Origin of the sequence: Thiohalocapsa sp. ML1, assembly GCF_001469165.1 — a bacterium.
Lineage (GTDB): Bacteria > Pseudomonadota > Gammaproteobacteria > Chromatiales > Chromatiaceae > Thiohalocapsa.
This window is the reverse complement of record NZ_JABX01000023.1, coordinates 38,007-58,747: the sequence shown is the minus strand read 5'-3', so window position 1 is coordinate 58,747 and position 20,741 is coordinate 38,007. Positions and strand designations below refer to the sequence as shown.

Annotated in this window: 12 protein-coding genes; 5 read left to right on the top strand and 7 right to left on the bottom strand. The window is 67.4% G+C overall.

What is annotated here, in order from left to right:
- Positions 1-16 precede the first annotated feature (16 nt).
- The 5 genes from ML01_RS15480 to ML01_RS15460 form a co-directional block, all read right to left on the bottom strand.
- Entirely contained in the window at positions 17-1,783 is a 1,767-nt protein-coding gene (locus ML01_RS15480; RefSeq protein ID WP_058556304.1) for an ATP-dependent helicase, read from the bottom strand.
- Positions 1,780-3,594: an ATP-dependent endonuclease gene (locus ML01_RS15475; protein ID WP_058556303.1), complete on the bottom strand. Its 1,815-nt coding sequence runs from the start codon at positions 3,592-3,594 to the stop codon at positions 1,780-1,782. The genes ML01_RS15480 and ML01_RS15475 overlap by 4 nt, the downstream gene beginning before the upstream one ends.
- Positions 3,595-4,610: 1,016 nt before the next feature.
- Positions 4,611-5,798 (bottom strand): methionine adenosyltransferase, encoded by a 1,188-nt coding sequence (gene metK, locus ML01_RS15470; protein WP_058556302.1) that lies wholly within the window; start codon positions 5,796-5,798, stop codon positions 4,611-4,613.
- 338 nt (positions 5,799-6,136) lie between these two features.
- Positions 6,137-9,250 carry an HAD-IC family P-type ATPase gene (locus tag ML01_RS15465; protein WP_082674331.1) on the bottom strand — a complete coding sequence of 1,038 codons (3,114 nt, stop codon included), beginning with the start codon at positions 9,248-9,250 and terminating at the stop codon, positions 6,137-6,139.
- A gap of 158 nt (positions 9,251-9,408) precedes the next feature.
- Positions 9,409-10,437, bottom strand: coding sequence for a zinc metallopeptidase (locus ML01_RS15460; protein ID WP_162268032.1), 1,029 nt, complete (start codon positions 10,435-10,437; stop codon positions 9,409-9,411).
- 126 nt (positions 10,438-10,563) lie between these two features.
- Between ML01_RS15460 and ML01_RS15455 the strand changes: the two genes are divergently transcribed.
- Together ML01_RS15455 and otsB are read left to right on the top strand one after the other, a co-directional pair.
- Positions 10,564-10,917 carry a pentapeptide repeat-containing protein gene (locus ML01_RS15455; protein ID WP_058556300.1) on the top strand — a complete coding sequence of 118 codons (354 nt, stop codon included), beginning with the start codon at positions 10,564-10,566 and terminating at the stop codon, positions 10,915-10,917.
- 563 nt (positions 10,918-11,480) lie between these two features.
- The gene (gene otsB, locus ML01_RS15450) at positions 11,481-13,055 is read left to right on the top strand and encodes a trehalose-phosphatase (protein WP_058556299.1); all 1,575 of its coding nucleotides are present in this window, start codon (positions 11,481-11,483) and stop codon (positions 13,053-13,055) included.
- 144 nt (positions 13,056-13,199) lie between these two features.
- On the opposite strand, the gene ML01_RS15445 is transcribed toward otsB, so the two are convergent.
- Complete coding sequence (locus ML01_RS15445) at positions 13,200-14,126, bottom strand: BON domain-containing protein (protein WP_162268031.1); 927 nt, start codon at positions 14,124-14,126, stop codon at positions 13,200-13,202.
- A gap of 212 nt (positions 14,127-14,338) precedes the next feature.
- Here ML01_RS15445 and ML01_RS15440 point away from each other — a divergent pair, with 212 nt between their 5' ends.
- The 3 genes from ML01_RS15440 to ML01_RS15430 are packed head-to-tail and all read left to right on the top strand — an operon-like array spanning position 14,339 to position 19,734.
- Positions 14,339-14,782 carry a YbhB/YbcL family Raf kinase inhibitor-like protein gene (locus ML01_RS15440; protein WP_058556297.1) on the top strand — a complete coding sequence of 148 codons (444 nt, stop codon included), beginning with the start codon at positions 14,339-14,341 and terminating at the stop codon, positions 14,780-14,782.
- Positions 14,783-14,823: 41 nt separating this feature from the next.
- The gene (locus ML01_RS15435) at positions 14,824-17,256 is read left to right on the top strand and encodes a glycoside hydrolase family 65 protein (protein ID WP_058556296.1); all 2,433 of its coding nucleotides are present in this window, start codon (positions 14,824-14,826) and stop codon (positions 17,254-17,256) included.
- Positions 17,257-17,259: 3 nt separating this feature from the next.
- Positions 17,260-19,734: an NAD-dependent epimerase/dehydratase family protein gene (locus ML01_RS15430; RefSeq protein ID WP_058556295.1), complete on the top strand. Its 2,475-nt coding sequence runs from the start codon at positions 17,260-17,262 to the stop codon at positions 19,732-19,734.
- Between the two features lie 58 nt (positions 19,735-19,792).
- Here ML01_RS15430 and ML01_RS15425 read toward each other — a convergent pair whose 3' ends face one another.
- Positions 19,793-20,572 carry a hypothetical protein gene (locus ML01_RS15425; protein WP_058556294.1) on the bottom strand — a complete coding sequence of 260 codons (780 nt, stop codon included), beginning with the start codon at positions 20,570-20,572 and terminating at the stop codon, positions 19,793-19,795.
- Between the last annotated feature and the right edge of the window lie 169 nt (positions 20,573-20,741).

Here is a 20,741-nt window from a genome sequence, read left to right as displayed (position 1 = left end):
TTACAATTGACGCCACTTACCTAAACGAGTCTTGAATCTCGCGCAGAAATCGAGATGGTCCATTACGGCCCGAATCGTCCGTGACATATAGGAGAAAACGCTTTGCGCGGGTTGCTCCAACATAGAATAGACGCTTAAATTCAAGAACCTCCTCCTCTGTCCTTGAGTAGCAATGCGGAATCTTTCCTTCATGCATGTCGATCATGGCAACAGCATCGTATTCCCGGCCTTTCGCGTAATGGAGCGTTGAAAGCTTGAGCGCAGCATCCGGGCTGGCATAAATTCCCACATCAGCAATTGCAAGATTGGCTAAATCCACATTATTTCGTTGCATATCCGACTTCATCTCCCCCACGGAAGCGGCAAACAGATGTCGTTCCCCTTCTGTGATGTATTCCGCATCAATGAGAACGTCGGAAAACGCGTTGGCTGCCGCTTCCAGCCAGGAAATCGCGCCCATGTGAACTTCGTATAGTTCCTTCCCTTTTTCCAGCAGCCGAAACACAACAACGCGGCCGCGATACGAAAAGACATCGAAGTTCGCGCGGCCTGTCATGTCGAGAAGCGTATTAAACAGTGTGCGCTCAATCCCGACGATTGTGTCCGGGTTCGATTCCATCAGATAGCCACAGACCTGCTCAGCGAGCGGCGCAAACTGCGATCTACGCTTATATGGTCGTGCGCCGGGACCTACGATGCTAATGCCGTATTTGCGTAGTTGTCTGCCCAGAGGGAACAACGGGAACCAGGTCGAGGCAAGCACTGCGGCATTGCCATACGGAATCCCCAAACCATCAAGAGCTGGAAGGAAGTAATCCGTGAGCACTTCAAAAGCCGAGCCCCCGTGCTGCCACTGCGGCAGCTCCGTATAGGCCCTTACAGGGCCAAGCGCCTCCATGGGCGGGGTACGAACAAAAATCAACTCAGCATGATCCACGATTGGCTGGCTGGATCGGAAATTCCCGGAAAGCGGTAAATCCGTCCTGGCTCCGATGCGACCGGCAAAATCGTCGGCAAGATCGGGTCTTGCTCCGGCGAAGCCGAAAATGGATTGGAGCGGATCACCGACGAGAAAGAATCGGGTCCGCCGACGATCGCCGATCAGGGAAAGGATTTCGACCTGAAGATCGGATGTGTCCTGAAACTCATCGACCAGAATCCATGCAAATCGAGAAGCAACATAGTCAAGAATCTCGAGCCGGTCCCGGAGCAGCAGAAGCGAGTAGTAGATGATGCTCGAAAAATCGATGTATCCGGCACGTCGGATCGTTTCCCAGAAGGTGTTCGCCACTTCCGGGGTTAGCGTGCCCCGCTCGATTCCGTACCCGACAGGCTCACCCTCGGGGTTGATCCGCAGATTTACGAACTCGTCGATATCCCTGAAAGTCACGTCATATCGCCCATACCTTTCCCAGGTTGATGCAACATAATGAGCAAACTCTTCGCTATCAGGCGTCAGAACCTTGAATCCCTGCTTGTAACCGTCAATCAGATGGCAAAAAGGGCGAAATATGTGATTCAGACAAAACGAGTGGATGGTGCAAACATCGTAGAAATTCTCGTCACCGGGTTGCGCATGGTGGCGAAGCCTTGCCTCGATCTCGTGAACTGCGGTATTGGTGTAGGTAATGCAGGCGAGCATGCGCGGCGTGTCCCGGACTTCATCCATGGCCCGGACCAGCTTTGAGATGATGACCCGTGTCTTGCCGCTGCCGGGACAGGCCGTGATCAGAACGTTCCCATCACAGCGAACGGCGGTCTTTTGTTCGGTGGTGAGATTCATTCCTCAACGAGCCACCTGACGGCCTCACCGAGATATTTCGGCATGACTTCGGCGCAGTCCACATGTCGTGCCGCCACCTGGGCGAAGCGGGCTTTCCCGAATCGCTTAGCGGTATTGAGGACCGACGCGCGCAGGTCGTTAAGCAGTTTCCTTTCGTCTTCCTCATCCATACCGTCGTTAATGCTCTGCAAACCGCCCCGAAGCCGGCCCGCAACGATAGGCGCACCGACTTCCTCTGCCGCCCTGGCGAACATCTCCAGTGTGCCGGGAAACACCAGCGCCCGCTCAAAGGTCGTTTTGCAAGCGAAGACCTGCACCCAGTCATTTCCAAGCGCCTCAAGGTCCGGTGGTGGCGGCAGTTCATCCTCGCCTTCGAGTCCTGGTACGGCATCACTCGGCTTTAGATCCCCATCCGTCACAATTGCGCACCTTTTTGGTAAGCCGCTATCCGAAAAGAGGCGCGCATAGACATCGAAATGCACGCCATAGATGGGAATTACCGACACCCCTTCACGGGCGAGATCGATGTCCTTGACCTGCTTAATAAGCGCAGGAATCAGGAACAACTCGGCCGGACCCTCTACCAGCATGACCTTGCGGGCGTAAAGGAGATTGGATTTGGTTGCGTCCAGGTAGCGCTCAAGATCGTTGACATCGGCTTCATTGAGTCTGCCATTCGCAGCAGGCACTGATGACGCGATGGCCGGCTTCCCCGTTTGCGTCAGTACGACATAGGACGCGAGGTCCGCCTGCGCTGTAATATGAGTACTGTGCGTTGTCAGGATCGACTGGAACGGAAGCACACTAAGTGCGTTGAAAAGGGTAAGCTGCAACTGCGGATGCAAATGCGCTTCCGGCTCTTCAAAAAGAATGATCTGCCCCGCTGATTTTTGCTGGGCAAGCCGCTTGTGGAAATACTCGATCAGGATCGAGACATAGAGAATATTGTTGAGGCCGAGACCGTTTGCCGACGGATCGAAATCACTCATTGCCTCATTCGACATCAGAACGCGCAGGGCGCGAACGATGGCTTGGAATGAGGGCTCAGCAACCCCAAGATCGACATCCATACTGAACGCGGGTCCGGTAACAGCCTTGAACGATCTGTCGATGGCCTCCGCAATCGTCTTCACGGAAGGCGATTCAGCGATACCCTGATTGGCTTCACGAAGCTTTTCGAGCAATTCCTCCCGCTCGTCTTGATCGATCTCCATCGCGTTGATCAGTCGTGCGAGAGGCGAAGCCCGGTACTGTCTCAGGTCGCTCTCAACGTCTCGTAGAGCGGGAAGGAACACGACCAGGAACGATTGCAGGTCAGAAAACCGGATTTGTGCGCCGACATCTTCGTTCCATTCGACCTCTGCAAGATCCCGGTCAGGATCACCGCCGGCACTGATTTCCCAGTGATAGTCTTCGACCGTCAGCTCACCGGCTTCGATTTCTCCTGACTCCAAATCCTCGCGTATGCTCCTCTTCGGCCGGAAGCGATAGATTAAACGGGCCAATCCCGGTTCGCTCTGCCAAGCACCAACAAGCGCTTCTTCATTGACTTTTCCGGCAAAGTCGGTGATCTCAAGACCGACCAACACTTGGCTTGGCTGCGAGATATCCACCACCGAGTGAATATCATTCGGCATTAGTGATCGGTAAGTCGAAGACAGGCCCGCATCAAGGCATAGCCGGATCGCGTGGAGGAAATTGCTTTTACCGGTGTTGTTCTCACCAATGACACAAGTTGTCCCTGCTGATATAGGGGCGTCTAAGTATTCAAATGATCTGAAATTCCTTATAACGATCCTACTAATCTTCATGTTTAGTCTTCATCCTTATTTTGCTAACGTGGACCACGCTCTATTGTTGGCTAACGTTGTGGATAGCCGGCGCCCGCGGTGGAGACGACGAGGCTCGCCGCCACGCCTGCGCCGGCGTCGTGCGCCGACGGTCCGGTTCGCGACTGTCCGCGGGCGTCCGCGCTGATCCACTTGTTGGACGTTGGCGCGATCCGGCCCGTGTGGCTATGGAATTTGCCCTTGAGATGGCGGTGTTGTCAACGACGAGCGCGGGAAAACTCGGGACGAGAGGGGAAGTTCCGGGGACAGTTGACTTATCTCTTAGCTGGCTTCCGAGACCGAACCAAGTAACCTGAATCGGAGTTGCAGGTGCAGCGGTCGCGCGAGGCCAGGTGGTGTGTGCGGCATGCGAAATCCCGTGCACAACTACCCGGCAACACGTCAACGTGATGAATTAGCGCCACACCGTCGCGGGTAGCTCGACGTCGATCCCCAGCCCATGCAGGAGACGCTGCTGATCCAAGCTTGTCCCCGGACGTGGGGCTCTGCGCGTGCATTGCGGGCAGTGCGGACGGCTGTAACCTGGGCGGACGTTGCCGCGCTGCGGGGCTCGGGGCTCGGGGCTCGAACGCTCTCAGGACGAAGAGGCCCGACAGCATTCAGTGTGGTTAGGGGTGACCCGCAAGGGAACAATTTGGGACAGGCCTGCACAGGCCACGTTTTCCGGGATCCAGAGCGTCCATTGAGCGTAACAACGCGGCCGATGGCCCGATCGCACGGCGCGCGTAGCCAGCGCTTCCAGCCCCGATTCTGTCAGGCCAGGATGGCCTGACTACGCAGTCTGCGCGCCCGCGCGGCCGAGGTGATGGTCAAGGCCGTTGTTCCCGGGTCATCGGCACGGCTTGCACATCCATCAGTTGGATGGCGGGCCTGCTGGCGCATCGCCTACAAGGTTGCTGCGGCGCTGTCGCAACCTCACAGACGCAAGTACCAAGTTCCGGCGCCGACAGCGGCCCCGCGACTCGCCGAGGCGCGCTCTAGCCGAGGCGTCCGGCGCGGTCCGTACGCTCCCAGGGCACGTCGAAATCGGTTCGCCCCATCTGGCCGTAGACGGCGAGGCGCCGGTAGAAGCCCTCGGGATGCTCGCCCGGCAGCTCCCGTAGGCGCAGATCGCGGACGATGGCGCCGATGCGAAAGTCGAAGGTCTCGCGCAGGCGCCGGGCGATGTCGGCGTCGTCGATGCTGCCGGTGCCGAGCGTGCGCACGCGCAGGCTGACGGGTCCCGCCGCGCCGATGCTGTAGCTGAGCTGCACCTCGCATTCGCGCGCCAGTCCGGCGGCGACGACGTTCTTGGCCGCGTAGCGGGCCGCATAGGCGCCGACCCGATCGATGCGCATCGGGTCCTTGCCGCTCAGCGCGGCACCGCTGTGGCGGGCGTATTCGCCGTAGGTATCGATGCCGGTCTTGCGGCCGGTGAGCCCGGAGTGCACGGCGGGGCCGCCGCCGATGACCGGCCCCTCCGGATTGATGAAGTAGTGGGTGTGGCCATCCGGGGCGACGCTCTGCTCGGCGAGTACGGGCGTAATCACCCCATGGATCAGGTCGGCTCGCAGCCGGTCCGGGGCCGGGGCGCTGCCCTCGCGCTGGCTCGTCTCGACGGCGACGCTGTGGATGCGAACGGGCCGGTTCTCGCGATACTCGACGCCGACCTGGACCTTGGCGTCCGGCAGCAGGTAGGGCAGCTCCCGATCGAGCCCCGGCTCGTCGAGCTTGCGCACCAGCGCGTGGGCGATGCTGATGGGCAGCGGCATCAGCGCGTCGGTCTGATCGCAGGCGTAGCCGAACACCGTCACCTGGTCCTTCGCGGTGATGCCGGCGATGCCGTCGTCGTCCAGCGCATCCAGGTCCAGCTCCCGGTAGTCCCGCTCGGTATGATCCATGAAGCTGGTCATGATGGTGCAGGCGTCCGCGTCGAACACCTGCCGCGGATAGCCGACCCCCCGGACCACCGCCCGCGCCACGTCCGGGATCGCGAGCCCGGCCCTGGAGGCGTAGTGCGCCGAGATGAACAGCACGCCGCTCGCCACGGCACATTCGGCGACGATGCCGGCGTTCGGGTCCTGGCTCAGAAAGTGATCGACAATGGCGTCGCTCACCTGATCGCAGAGCTTGTCCGGATGGCCGGTGGTCACGGATTCGGACGTAAAGATGAAGTCGTCGCTCATTCGCGGGCTCCCGACTGTTCGTGACTGAGGTGGTTAGGGCTCCTTGCCATCGAAATCGAAATCGGGATCGGGATCGGGATCGGGATCGAAATCGAAATCGCGCATCTCATGGCCGGACCCAGTGTCGTGTCCTGTCTATCCCGATAGCGATCCCGATAGCGATCCCGATAGCGATCCCGATAGCGATCCCGATAGCGATTTCGATGCCCTTGCCGTCGGGTTGTGCTGCACTGATTCACTCCTGCCAGAGTACCGATGAACCGTCACTAATCAACTTATCGAGTAGCGCCCGCCCTTCAAACTTCAAACTTCAAACTTCAACCTTCACCCTTCACCCTTCAAACTTCAAACTTTCCTTCCGGCCCGCGATAAGCAGGCTTCGTCGCCTCATTGACGATCAGCGGCAGCAGCACGCCGGCGCCGATGGCCGCGAGGTCCATCCAGCCGAGCGGTACGGTGCCGAGCAGCCGGCGCGCCCCGGGCACCAGGCTCACCACCACCTGCAACGCCGCCATGCCGAGCACGGCGCGGGTCAGGTGCTTGTTGGGTGCAAGCTTCTCGCCGCCGAAGACGTTGCGGTAACGCGAGCGCGAGCTGAGCGCATGGGCTAGCTCATTCATTACCAGCGTATTGAATGCGAGCGTGGCCGGGGCCGGTCCGAGGCCGTACTTGCGCATACCGTAGACGAATGCGCCAAGCGTGCCGATACCGATGATGCCGGACTCGAAGGTCATGCGCTTGAGGTCTTCGCGGGTGATCATCGCCTCCTCGGGGTCCCGCGGCGGGCGGGTCATGATGTCCGGCTCCGCGGGCTCCATGGACAGCGCGAGCCCCGGGAAGATGTCCGTCACCAGGTTGATCCAGAGGAGCTGCATCGGGTTCATGGTCTCGCCCCAGCCGAGGATGACGCCGACCAGCATCACCTCGATCTCGGTGAGGTTGGTGGAGACCATGAAGTGAATCATCTTGCGGATGTTGTTGTAGATGGTCCGCCCCTGCGCCACGGCGATGGTCATGGTGTGCAGGTTGTCGTCCTCCAGCACGACGTCCGAGACCTCCCGCGCCACGTTGGTGCCGCTCTCGCCCATGGCCACGCCGATGTCCGCGGCCTTCAGTGCCGGCCCGTCGTTGATGCCGTCGCCGGTCATGGCAACCACCATGCCCGCCTCCTGCAGCGCGCGCACGATCTTGAGCTTGTGCGCCGGGCTCACCCGCGCGAACACGTGCACGTTGCGCACCAGCCCGGCCAGCAGATCCGGGTCCATGTCCTCCAGCTTGTTCGATTCCAGCACCTGCAGGGGCCGCTCGCCGGATAGGCCGAGCTCCTTGCCGATGGCATAGGCCGTCGCGCTCTGATCGCCGGTGATCATGATGGTCTCGATGCCGGCGCGGTGATACTCGGCGATGAGCCGGTCCATGCCGGGGCGCATCGGGTCCGCCATGCCGGCGAGGCCAAGCCAGCACAGCCCTTCGGTCTTCTCGGGCATGACGCCGTCGTCGAGCTCGCGGTAGGCGGCGCCGAGCACGCGCAGCGCCTGCCCCGCCATGCGCTGGTTCTCGTTGATGATCTTGGCGCGTGTGATCTTGGTGAGCCGCACCTTGCGACCGCCGCGGAGCAGGGTCGTGCAGAGTCCAAGCACCTCCTCGGGGCTGCCCTTGACGGCGAGCAGATGCTTGCCCGCCTTGTACGGGTGCAGGGTGCTCATGAAGGGCCGCCCCTCGGCGCGGTAGCGGGTCTTGAGCCGCGGGCGCTCGGCGCGCAGCGCGGCCACGTCGATACCCGTGTCCAGTGCCAGCTCCACCAGCGCGTTCTCGGTTGGCGAGCCCTCGAACTGCCACTTGCCGGGGGCGCCCTTGACCTCGGTCTCACTGCACAGCGCGACGATCTGCATGAGCCGAATCAGCTCCGGGCGCTCCAGCGCGTCCACGGTATGGCCGTGCTCGTCGAAGAGCTGGTGATCGCTGACCTTGATGGATTCGCCCGCGCCGTGCAGCGCGACGACGGCCATGCGGTTCATGGTCAGCGTGCCGGTCTTGTCCATGCAGAACACCTGCACGGAGCCCAGGGTCTCGACGGCATCCAGGTGGCGGACCGCGACGTTGCGCCGGCGCATCTCGTTGATGCCCATAGCGAGCGTCGTCGTCGCCACCGCCGGCAGGCCTTCGGGCACCGCCGCGACGGCGAGGGACACCGAGACTTTCAGCATCTCAAGCCAAGCAAAGCCGCGCAGCACGCCGATGCCGAAGACACCGGCGCAGACGCCGCCGGACAGGAGCGCGAGCTGCGTCCCCATGCGCCCGAGCTGCTTCTGCATCGGCGTCTCGGGCGCCTCGGCCTCGCCCACCATGGTCTGGATCTGGCCGAGCTCCGTCGCCGCCGCGGTGGCCACCACCAGTCCGCGGCCGTTCCCGCCGGTGACGTGGGTGCCCATGTAGGCCATGTTCAGGCGGTCGCCGAGCGCCGTGTCCTCTTTGGCGATGAATTCAGGATCCTTGCTCACCGGCAGGCTCTCACCCGTGAGCGCCGACTCATCCACGCTCAGTCGGTGCGCGCGCAACAGCCGCAGATCCGCCGCCACGTAGTCACCCGGGGCGAGCAGCAGCACGTCGCCGGGGACGATCTGCTCCACCGGCACGGTCACGGCCTCGCCGCCCCGCAGCGCCTTCACGGTGCGCGCGCCGGTCTGCGTGAGCGAGGTGATAGTCCGCTCCGCCTGGCGCTCGGTGACAAAGCCGATGACGCCGTTGATGATGATCACACCCAGGATCACCGCCGCGTCGAGCACCCCGCCGGTGGCGACGGCCACGCCGGCGGAGACGGCCAACAGCCCCACCGGCAGGCTGTTGAACTGACCGACGAAGATGGCGATGTCGGAGCGCGTCTCGGCCGCCGCCAGCGCGTTCTCGCCGTAGCGGCGGAGCCGCTCCGCCGCGGCGTCCGCGGCGAGGCCCGTCTCGGGGCTCGCCGACAGCGCGGACTCCACCGCCGCGAGCTGCATCGCAAACCAGGCCTGGAGCGGCTGCGGTTCGAGCCGTCGCGGGTGCGCGGCCGACGCCGTGCCGGCCAGGGCGCCGAAGCTCGGCTCGGCCACGACAAAGCGCCCGAGACCGCGCAGCAGCGCCGCGAACGAAGCCAGCGCCCTGCTCGCCGGATAGCGGCGCAGACGCGCCGCCGGGCGGGGCATGCACCGCTCGCCGAGCAGCGCGTCCACCTGCGCCACCAGCCGCGGCAGCGTCATCGGTGCCGCGAACAGCACCAGCAGCCTGCCGGTGGCGAGGTTGGCCGCCGCCCGCTCGACACCGGACACGTCCGCGAGTGCCGTCTCCAACCGCCGGCGCAGCGCCGGCTTGCGGTAGAGCCCGTGCACCTGCAGCCGCACGCGACCGCGGCATCGGTGCACGGGCATGACGCGCTCGGTGGCGGCAGGCGGGATAGCGGTGTCGTCGGTCATGGGCTCCTCTTGGTGGTGCGTGGCGTGCTGGGAGAACCCGGCAGGCGCCCTCTGGTCGCATGGCGGTCGGCGGCGCCCGGCACGCGAGCGCCGACGGAGCCAAGTGTTACAGAACTGTTACGCCGATCGGGTCATCTGACCCGAGTATGCCGGCGCGGTCAATAGTCCCCCGTGACCCGCAGCCAGCCGCGCAGCAGCGGCCGGGCGAGGCGGCGCAGCGCGCGCATCGGCGGCGCGAGCTCCGGCACGCCGCGGGCGACAGCCGCGCGCCTGCAGTGCAACAACGTCTCGGCCTCACGCCGCTGCCCCGCCGCTGCGCGTGGCGCAGCAACCCAGATCGGCGCAAACACTCCCGGCAACGGCGGGTCGCGCGGCGCAAGCCCGGACGAGCGCCGCAGGTCCGGGCCGCCGGAGACCCGCCGCACGGCGCGCTCCCGCGCTGCTGGGACCACCGGCGCGAAGCCGGAGCCCGACGCCATGAGCCCCAGCGCCGCCGCTGCGCCGACCCTCGCGCCCGGCCATGGGGCAAGCCACGGGAACAGCGCCAGCGCCGGCACCGCCGCGGAGGCGACATAGGTCAGCGAGCAGGCGAACAGGATGCGGCGGGCGTCCTGCGCCTGCGCCTCGGACAGACAGCAATCGCGCAGCAACGGCAGCGCGCGCGCGAAGCTCGCATCCAGCTCGGACGGCAGTGCCGCGAGCTGCGCGGCAAAGCCGGTGCCGAGCATCGCCACGGCGGCAACGCCCAGCCCACGCGCCGGTGCCGGCGTCTGCGCGGCCACCGCCGCCACCGGCACGGCCAGCAGCAGTGCGGAGCCGACGCCGGTGGTGACCCGGGCGACGCGCACCAGCACCCGATGCAGCCGGAAGGCCCAGTGCCCGGACGCGTCCTGCAGCGCATGGCCGACCTCGTGCGCGGCCGTGGTGGCGGCGGTGAGGCTGCGGCGCTCGAAGCGCGCCCGGTTGAGACGCACGGCGCGGGCGAGCGGGTCGTAGTGATCGCCCAAGTCCGTGACCTCCACCCGCACCTGGCCGAGCCCGTGGCGGTCCAGCAGCCGCCGTGCAAGCTCGCCGGCCGGCAGGAAGGTGCTGTCCTCGCCATCGTGGAAATTGAGCTGCGCCCGAGCCCAGAGCCGCGGACCGAGCACGGCACCAAGCACGGGCACGACGATCAGGACCGGATGCATGGCGCAAATGGCAAGGCGGCGGCGGAAGGCATGCGCCAAAGCATAGAGGCCATTGCAGACCTTGGCCACCGCACCGCCGCCGGCGCATCTGCTAGGCTTTGGGCATTCCCCGGCGGAGATCCGAGCGTGGCGACGAAAAAGGCCGTAGAGCTGCTCAAAGACGGCGACGTCGAGAGCTTCAACCAATGGGTCAAGGAGCGGCGCGAGAAGGGCAAGAGCAGCGTCGACCTCGACGACAAGAACCTGAGCGGCCTCAAGCTCCGCGACGCCGACCTGCGCCATGCGCACCTCAACGGCGCCAACCTGCGTGACGCGGACCTGACGGGCGCCGACCTGCACGACGCGCGCCTGCGCCAGGCGGACCTGCGCGGCACCGACCTCACCGGCGCGGATCTCAGCGATGCCGACCTGCGCAAGGCCAAGCTCAAGGGCGCGACCCTAAAGAAGGCCAAGCTCAAGGGCGCCCGCGGGCTGGACTGACGCCAGGCCGCGGTGCTCGACCGCAGGTGTCCGGCGCGCGCTGACCTCCGGCGCGCTATCGAAATCGCTATCGAAATCGAACCGAGCGCCAACCGATCCCGACCGCTGCATCGCGGGGCAGCGAGGCGCGGGAACCGCGGAGACTCGGTAGCACAGCACTTCCCCTCCCGTAGCCGAGCCGGAGCGGGAGCCGGGCCGGGCCCGGCTGGAGAGCCGACCTCCAGGTCGCCCCCCGCAGTCGCGACACCAGTGCATCCCGCTCGGTGGCCGTGTTGACCTGGTGGTCAACACTCCAGTCAACGCCCGTCAACACCGCGAACCTTCGATGACGACCACGATTATGTTGACGTCTCAGAGGTCGCCCCGTTCGAAACTCGACGCATCTGCAAGCTGAACCAAGGACCAAAGGCCAAGGAGGGCTCCCTTGGCCCTCGGCCCTCGGCCCTTGGCCGCCCCCGCCGAGGCACCTTTTTTGCTTGTCTCCCTGCGTCCCCCGCTGCAAGCCCAGGCACCGCGGCCGCCGGCACGCGTTCGTGCCGCCCGCAACCCATCCCGAGACCCCCATGCCCGACTCCGAGCCCAGCACGACCCTCTCCCGCAGCGAGCTCGACGCGGTGCTGTTCGACCTCGACGGCGTCGTGACGCGCACCGCGAAGGTACACGCCGCGGCGTGGAAGAAGCTGTTCGATGCCTACCTGCGCGAGCGCCCGGCCCGCGGCGGCGAGGACCACAGCCCCTTCGATGTCGAGCGCGACTATCGGCGCTATGTCGACGGCAAGCCGCGTATCAAAGGCGTCAAGCACTTCCTCGCCGCCCGCGGCGTGAACTTACCCACCGGCGCGCCGGACGACCCGCCCGAGCGCGAGACGCTGTGGGGCCTCGGCAACCGCAAGAACGCGCTGTTCCACGCCGCCCTGCGCGAGCAGGGCGTGGAGCTGTATGGCTGCGCGGTGGCACTGCTGCAGCGGCTGCGGGCCGCGGGCTTCCGCGTCGGCGTGGTCACGGCGAGCAAGAATTGCGACACCATCCTGCACAAGGCCGGCATCGCGGAGCTGTTCGACGCACGGGTGGACGGCGTCGTGGCCGACGCGCTCGGACTCGCGGGCAAGCCCGACCCGGACACCTTCATCGAGGCCGCCGCCCGGCTCGGTGCCGAGCCGGCGCGCACGGCGGTGCTCGAGGACGCCGTCGCCGGCGTGCGCGCGGCGCGGCGCGGCGACTTCGCCCTCGTCATCGGCGTCTCCCGCGATGGCCAGACGGAGGCGCTGCGCGAGGCCGGCGCCCATCGGGTGCTGCACGACCTCTGCGGCGTGCGCATCGATGCCGCCACCGAGGTACCGAGCGTCGTCGGCCCGCAGCTCCTGACCGAGCCGGCGCTGATCTCGCGCCGGCTCGCCGAGCGCCGCCCGGCGCTGTTCCTGGACTACGACGGCACGCTGACGCCCATCGTGGACCGCCCGGAGGACGCCCACATCGACCCCGCCATGCGCGCCGCGCTGCGCGCGGCGGCGGCCGTGATGCCGGTGGCCATCGTCAGCGGCCGCGATCTGGACGACGTCGCCGCGCTGGTGGACCTCGACGAGCTGATCTACGCCGGCAGCCACGGCTTCGACATCCGCGGGCCGGACTTGCGCCTGGAGCAGCCGGAGGGCGTCGATGCCCTGGAGGACCTCGCCGACGCCGCCGAGCGGCTGCACCAGCGCCTCGCCGCCATCGACGGCGCCCAGGTCGAGCGCAAGCGCTTTGCCATCGCCGTGCACTACCGCCGCGTCGCCGCCGAGCACATGCCGCAGGTGGAGCAGGCCGTGGCGGCGACGGCCCAGGCACTGCCGACGCTCAAGCGCACCGGCGGCAAGCAGATCTACGAGCTCCGGCCCGACATCGACTGGGACAAGGGCCGCGCCGTGACCTGGCTGCTGGCCCAGTTGGACCTGGACGGCCCGGACGTGCTCCCCATCTACATCGGCGACGACGACACGGACGAGGACGCCTTCCGCGCGCTGGCCGAGCGCGGCGGCATCGGCATCCTGGTATCCGCGGCACCGCGCCCGAGCACGGCGGCCTACCGGCTGCGCGATGCCGACGCCGTGCGGGCGCTGCTTGCGCACCTGACCGAGATCGAGCGCGCCGGGGGCTGAGCATCGGACTGCGGCCGGCCGGGGCAGATGACCCGCCATTGGGGCACAACAACCGCTCGCATAAGGTCAAGGACCAAGGACCAAGGGCCAAGGGCCAAGGGCCAAGGAAGACATCCTCGGCCCTCGGCCCTCGGCCCTTCTGTTTTAAACAGCCCCGTCAACGCCAAGCTCGTTCGCGACGGCCTGCACGCCGTCCACCTCGCCGGCAATCAGGGCAGCGTCCGCCTTCTGCGCCGCCGTGGGCATCGCGCCGGTCAGGGTCACGACGCCTTGCTCGGCGCTGACGGCAACGCGCTCGGCATCAAGGGTGCCGTCGAAGCGCAGCGCCGCCAACACCCGGGTCTCGATCCAGGCGTCGGACTTAGGCTGGGCCGACTTCGCCATGGCCGCCTCCTCCGCGCGCACGGCCGGTGCGTTGACGCGCAGCTCGTTGTCGACCGCGGCGACGCCGGCGGTGCGCCGCGCAATCCGCTCGGCGCGGGCACGGGCGGCGCTGCTCGCCACCTCGCCGGTCAGCACCAGCGTGTCGTCGCGGGCGGAGACATGCAGCAGCACGCCGTCGCCGGGCCTGCGCCAGAGGAGCTGGAGCTTGACGCGGGTGGCGATGTCGGCCTGCTCGATGACGCGAAAGAACGGGTCAGAGCGCGGCGCCGCGCTGCCGGCCGGGGCCACGAGGATGCGATTCTCGACCCGCGCGATGCCGGTGAGCTCGCCCGCCACTCGCGCGGCGAGCGCGCGCTGCGCCTCGGTGTCGACGCTGCCGGTCAGGATCGCGGTGCCGTCGTCTACCGACACGCCGATCTCGAACGGGGCCAGCTCCGCGTTGCTGCTCAGGCTCGCGATGAGCCGCGCCTTGAGCCACAGGTCGGAGCCCGGCAGCGCCTCGATGCCGGTGCCGTCCGGGTTCACGGGGCGCGGCGCCTCCATCGGCGCGAGCATCCCGTCCGGCGGCTCCGGGCCGCCCTGCGCGGACGCGGTGGCGGCGGTGAGCAGGAGCATGGCGAAGACCACGGCGCCTGCGCGGCGGATGCAGGGGGCGGCGGTGGGCGGGCGAATCGGCATTGGGGTCATGGCTGCTCTCCGGCTTGGGTTGATGCCAGGCATGCGGCAGATCCCGTGCCGGTCATGCTGCGCGCGGCGCCGCCGCCAGACAAGCCGCGCAACGCGAGGGGCATCGCACCGACCCGCCCCGATCCTTGCATGACACGGGGGAGCTTGAGACAAGGAACGCCGAATGCTTCGGCGCTTCCCTAATTGAACCTTCAATATTCAGGAGCGAGCCCATGACCATGCAGTTGTCATCCTCCGCCTTTGCCACCGGCACCGGCATGCCGGAGCGCTACACCAAGACCGGTGCCGACGACCAGCCGGAGCTGATCATCACCGGCGTGCCCGAGGGCACCCGCGAGCTGGCCATCATCTGCCACGACCCCGACGCGCCCTCGCCGTCCGGCTTCACGCACTGGACGCTGTACGGCATCCCGCCGGATACGCAGCAGATCCCCGAAAACGGCGAGGACCGCTTTCGCCCCGGCCCCAACGACTACGACGACGTCGGCTGGGGCGGCCCGCAGCCGCCGCCGGGACACGGGCCGCATCACTACTACTTCTGGCTCTATGCGCTGGACCAGCCGGTGCGCGGCACACCCGACCGCGACAGCTTCCTGCGCGACTATGCGGAGCACATCATTGAGCAGAGCCGCATTGTCGGCCTGTATGAGGTCTGAATGGGGTCTGAGCGGCCCCTCACGCACCCACGGAGCCCCGCATGAGCGCATGGCACTGGCAGTACGACGACTACCAGCCGGAGCAGGAGCGCCTGCGCGAGGCGCTCTGCACCCTCGGCAACGGCTACTTCGCGACCCGCGGCGCCGCGCCGGAGGCATCGGCGTCGGCGCACCACTATCCCGGCACCTACGTCGCCGGCGGCTATAACCGGACGGAGAGCGACGTGCACGGGCGCGTTGTCGAGAACGAGGACCTGGTCAACCTGCCCAACTGGTTGCCGCTCGGCCTCCAGCTCGACGACGGCAGCCGCTTCTCGATGGACGACATGGAGATCCTGAGCGCGCGCCAGACGCTGGACATGCGCCGCGGCGTGCTGCTGCGGGAGGTGCGCTTTCGCGACGCGCTCGGGCGCACGACGGCGCTCAGGCAGCGGCGCTTCGTGCACATGGGGCAGAAGCACCTAGCGGCCCTCGCCACGGAGCTCACGCCCCTGGACTGGTCCGGCAGCATCACGGTGGAAAGCGCGCTCGACGGCAGCGTCCAGAACGCCGGCGTCGAGCGCTACGGCGCGCTCGAAGGCAACCACCTGGAGCCCATCGTCACGGACGCGGTCGGCGAGGACGGCATCTGGCTCAAGGTGCGCACGCGCCAGTCGCGCCTGGAGGTGGCGCTCGCCGCCTGCACGCGGCTCTACCACGACGACGTGCCGCTGGATCTGGAGCCGCGGCTGATCCAGCGCGCCGACTGGATCGGCCAGGCCTTCGATGTGCCGATGGACGCCGGACAGCCCGTGGTCATCGAGAAGATCGTCGCGCTCTACACCTCGCGCGACGCGGCCATCAGCGAGAGCGGGCAGGAGGCCCGCAACGCCATCGCGGCTCTGCCGCGCTTCGACGCGCTGCTCGCCGGCAGCGCGCTGCTGTGGGCGCAGCTATGGCGGCGCTTCGACCTCCGGCTCACGCTGGCCCGGGACGACGGCGAGCGCACCGCGGCCATCCTGCACCTGCATCTGTTTCACCTGCTGGTAACGGCGGGGCCGCAGGTGATGGACCTCGACGTCGGCGTGCCGGCGCGCGGCCTGCACGGCGAGGCCTACCGCGGGCACATCTTCTGGGACGAGCTGTTCATCTTTCCCACGCTCGATCTCAGGCTGCCCGAGATCACCCGCTCCCTATTGATGTACCGCTACCGCCGGCTCGACGCCGCCCGGGCCGCCGCCAAGGCCGCCGGCTATCACGGCGCCATGTATCCGTGGCAAAGCGGCAGTAACGGCCGCGAGGAGAGTCAGGCGCTGCATCTGAACCCGCGCTCCGGCAACTGGGTGCCGGACGAGACGCATCTGCAGCGCCACGTCAACGCGGCCATCGCCTACAACATCTGGCAGTATTACCAGACCAGCGGCGACCGGGAGTTTCTGTCCTTCTTCGGCGCCGAGATGCTGCTCGAGATCGCCCGCTTCTGGGCCAGCAAGGCGACCCGCAACCAGGTGCTGGACCGCTACGAGATCAAGGGCGTCGTCGGCCCGGACGAGTTCCACACCCGCTATCCGGACCGAAGCGACTTGGGCCTCGACAACCACGCCTACACCACGGTGATGGCCTGCTGGGTGCTATGCCGGGCGCTGGAGCTGCCGGCGCACCTGCCGCGAGAGCGCTGGGACGAGCTCGTCGAGCAGCTCGGCATCGACGCGGCCGAGCTGCAACACTGGGACACGGTGAGCCGCAAGCTCCGGGTCTGCTTCCACGGCGAGGGCATCATCAGCCAGTTCGAGGGCTTCGAGCGCTTGAAGGAACTGGACTGGGAGCGCTACCGCGAGCACTATGGCGACATCCAGCGACTGGACCGCATCCTGGAAGCGGAGGGCGACTCCGTGAACCACTACCAGGCCACGAAGCAGGCGGACGTGCTGATGCTCTTCTTCCTACTGTCGGCGGAGGCCCTGGCAACGCTGTTCAAGCGGCTCGGCTACGCCTTCGACCCCGACATGATCCCGCGCAACATCGACTACTACGGCGCCCGCACCAGCCACGGCTCGACGCTGAGCCGCGTCGTCGATGCCTGGGTGCTTGCGCGCTCCGACCGGCGTCGTTCCTGGCAGCTCTTCACGCAGGCCGTCGCGAGCGATGTCGCGGACATCCAGGGCGGCACCACGTCCGAGGGCATTCACTTAGGCGCCATGGCCGGCACCGTGGACCTGGTGCAGCGCTGCTACACCGGCATCGAGATCCGCGACGGGCGGCTCTGGCTCAACCCGCAGCTTCCGGACGAGCTTGCCGCGCTGTGCATTCGGCTGCGCTTTCGCGGCCAGACGCTGGCACTCGACATCAGTCAGGCGCGCATGGAGCTCCGCGCCATCTCGGCGGATCGCGCTGCCATCGGTATCCGCGTCGGCGAGCAGCGCATCGCGCTGCGGCCCGGCGAGCGCCACCGCGTGCCGCTCGCGGACATGCCCATCGCCATCGAGGCCCCCTGACCGATGCTCGACGCCCCCGGGTCGCAAGCGCAGGCCGACGGCGGCCCGCACGGGGGCAGGTCCAGCCAACGCCCGCTGATCCTCATCACCGGCAGCAGCGGCGTCATCGGCACCCGGCTCGCGGCGGCGCTCGCGCCGCACTGCGACGTGGTCGGGCTCGATCTCAACTGCGACGGCGCCGAGCACCGCTGCATCGAGACCGATCTCACCGACGACGCGAGCCTGGCCGCGGCGCTCGCCGGCCTCGCCCGCGAGCACGGCCGCAGCATCGCCGTGGTCTTCCACCTGACGGCTTATTACGACCTGTCCGGCGCGGACCATCCGCTCTATCAGCAGCTCAACGTGGACGGCACCCGCCGGCTGCTGCAGGCGCTGCGCGAGGACTTCGACGTCGGGCTCTTCGTCTACGCCGGCACCATGCTCGTGCACGCGCCGACGCTGCCGGGCCTGCCCATCACCGAGGACGCGCCGCTCGCGCCCAAGTGGGCCTACCCCGCGTCCAAGCTCGCCGCCGAGCAGGTCATCGGCGAGGCGCGCGGCGCGCTGCCCACGGTGCTGCTGCGCGTCGCCGGCGTCTACACCGACGACTGCGGCTCGCCCTTCATCGCGCACCAGATCCAGCGGCTGTACGAGCGGCGCATCACGGCAAGCCTGTACGCCGGCAACACGCGCCGCGGGCAGGCGTTCATTCATGTCGACGACCTGATTGCGCTGTGCGTGCGGCTGGTGGAGCGCCGCGAGCGCGTCGACGGCCTGACGCCGATGCTGGCCGGCGAGCCCGAGGCGATGAGCTACCAGGCCCTGCAGAACCGCCTGGCGGAGCTGCTGCACGGCGCCGAGGGCTGGCGCACCCACAGCCTGCCGCCGCCCATCGCCGCCGCCGGCGCCTGGCTGCAGCAGCAGGCACAGCCGCTGGTGCCGGATGGCGTCCACCGCGGCGAGGCGCCCTTCATCCGGCCTTACATGACCACGCTGGCCGAGGACCATTACGAGCTCGACATCGGCCGCGCCCGTGGGCTCCTGGACTGGAGCCCGAAGCACCGCCTGCGCGACGTGCTGGCAACGATGGTCGAGCACCTGCAGGCGGACGCCGCAGGCTGGTATCGGCGCAACAAGCTGACGCCGCCGCCCTGGCTCACGACGGCGGAAGAGCAAGACGAAGACCCGGCCGAGATCCACGCCGCCTTCGAGCGCGTGCAGCGCGACGAGCACGACGCAACGCGCTGGGCGCCGCTGCTGAACATCGCCCTCGGTGCCTGGCTGCTGGCCAGCCCGGCGACGCTCGGCTATGCGCAGCGCGCCATGGCCTGGAGCGACCTCGCGGCGGGGGCGCTCGTGCTGCTGTTTGCGGCGCTGTCGTTGTCCTGGCGGCACGGCTGGGCGCGGCTCCCCACCGCCGGCGTCGGGCTCTGGCTCATGGCCGCGCCCGTTGTCTTCTCGACGCCGGACGCCGCGGCCTACCTCAACGCCACGCTGGTGGGCGCGCTGGTGTTCTGCTGCGCGGTGGTCATCGCGCCGATGCCGGGCGTCGCGCCCATGGCCAAGCTCACCGGGCCGGACATCCCCGCCGGCTGGGCCTACAGCCCGTCGGCCTGGACGCAACGCCTGCCGATCAGCGCCCTCGCCTTCCTCGGGCTCTTGGTCACACGCTGGCTGGCGGCCCAGCAGCTCGGCCACAGCGACGCGACCTGGGACCCATTCTTCGGCGCCGACAGCGCCGGTGCCTGGCCGGCGCCGGGCGCGGGGCTCGCCGCGCTCTTGTTTCTGTTGGTGCTGCTGACGGGGCTCATCGGCGGGCGCAACCGCTGGCGCACGCTGCCCTGGGTGGTGGTGCTGTCCTCGGCGCTGATCCTGCTGCTCGGCCCCATCGGCATCGCGCTCAGCATCGCTCAGCCGGTGCTGACCGGCGCCTGGTGCACGCCCTGCCTCGCGGCGGCGCTGGTGATGCTGCTCCAGATCCCGTACGCCTGCGACGAGCTGGCGGCAACGCTGCAGTTCCTCGGCGCGCGCCGGCGCAAGGGCAAGCCGGTGTTGCGCGTGTTGCTGTTCGGCGACACCGCCGATGGCCGCGGCATGGCGCCCGCCGGCGCCTTCGCGCGCCCGGCCGGGGCCGTGCTTCGGGACATGCTCGGCGGCGGCGTCACGCTGCCCTGGTCGCTCGCGCTGTCGGCGCTGATCGGCGTCGGGCTCATGACCACGCGGCTCTGGCTCGACACCACCGGCGCCCGGGCAGACAGCGACTGGCTGCTCGGCGCGCTGGCGCTCTGTGTGTCGGTGGTCGCACTGGCCGAGGTGGCCCGGGGGCTGCGCTTTGCGAACCTGCTCGTCGGCGCCGCACTCATCGGCGCACCCTTCCTGCTCAGCGGCGGCTCGATGCTCGCCAACGGCGTCGGCATCGGCGCCGGGGTGCTCCTGATCCTGCTCGCGATCCCGCGCGGCAAGGTCCTCGGCCGCTCCGGCGGCTCGACGCTGCACTGAAGCGGATCGATTCGCTGTAAGGTCTCGGGACCGACGTCACGCGCCGCGACCGCGCGGCTCAGAATCTCCAGCTTGCCGCCAGCAGCGGGCCGCTGAAATCGATGTTGCCCAGCGCGGAGCCGGAGCCGAATTCCCAGGCGAGGTGGCGGTACAGCAGGGTCACGTCGCCCCAGTCGAAGCCGTACCCGATGCCGCTGGCGGCCTGCCAGGTGAAGTCAGCCTCACCGGCTCCGACATCAAGGTGATAGGGCAGATACCAGCGACCATCGAGCACGACACGCCCGCTGACGCCGAGCACGCCGTCCCAACTGCTCTGCGAGGCCGAGAGCGTTCGCGCCACGCCATAGCCGCCAGCCGCCAGGCCCCAGTCGAAGTCCAAGCTCAGGTCCAGATAGCGAGCCCCAACCAGCACCGCAAGACTCGCCCGCTCGGTCTCGATGAGGGTGTAGGCACCGGCGAGGTTGATCACCCAACCCTTCGTTTTGACGTCCGCCGAGACCTGCAGTGCCCCGGCCGTGTCGCGCACGGGCACTGTGCCGCGGCCGCCGGCCCCAACGTTGAGGTAGACGAGATCGGCCGCGAGGGACCATTGCTCCTGCCGGGCCTCGAAGGCGCCCATGAAGGCCAAATTGAGGTTTTTGATCAGCGAATCGAAGCCGACATCGACGTCGGCGCCGCCCGCCGTCTCGCCATTGATCCCGGCAGCCCAGAAATACAGCGTTGCCTGATACTCCCAGTCATGCTGCCCGTCCGCGGCCGGGGCGCAGATCGGCGCGACGCAGAGGGCGCCGATCATGAGGTTGGTCAGCGACAGATTGAAGCGGCGACGTCGCAGCACGGTAGTGTTCCTCCGCTGCCCAAATGGGGGTGCGCCCCGCTGGGTGCTCCGCCATGCGGCGCCCGCCCGCCGGCGGATTGCCGTGCTAGAGCGCTGCATGCGTGATCACCCAGCGGTCACGCATGAATGGCTCAACCGGGGGTTCCCCGGCGAGCCCAACCTCGGGTGC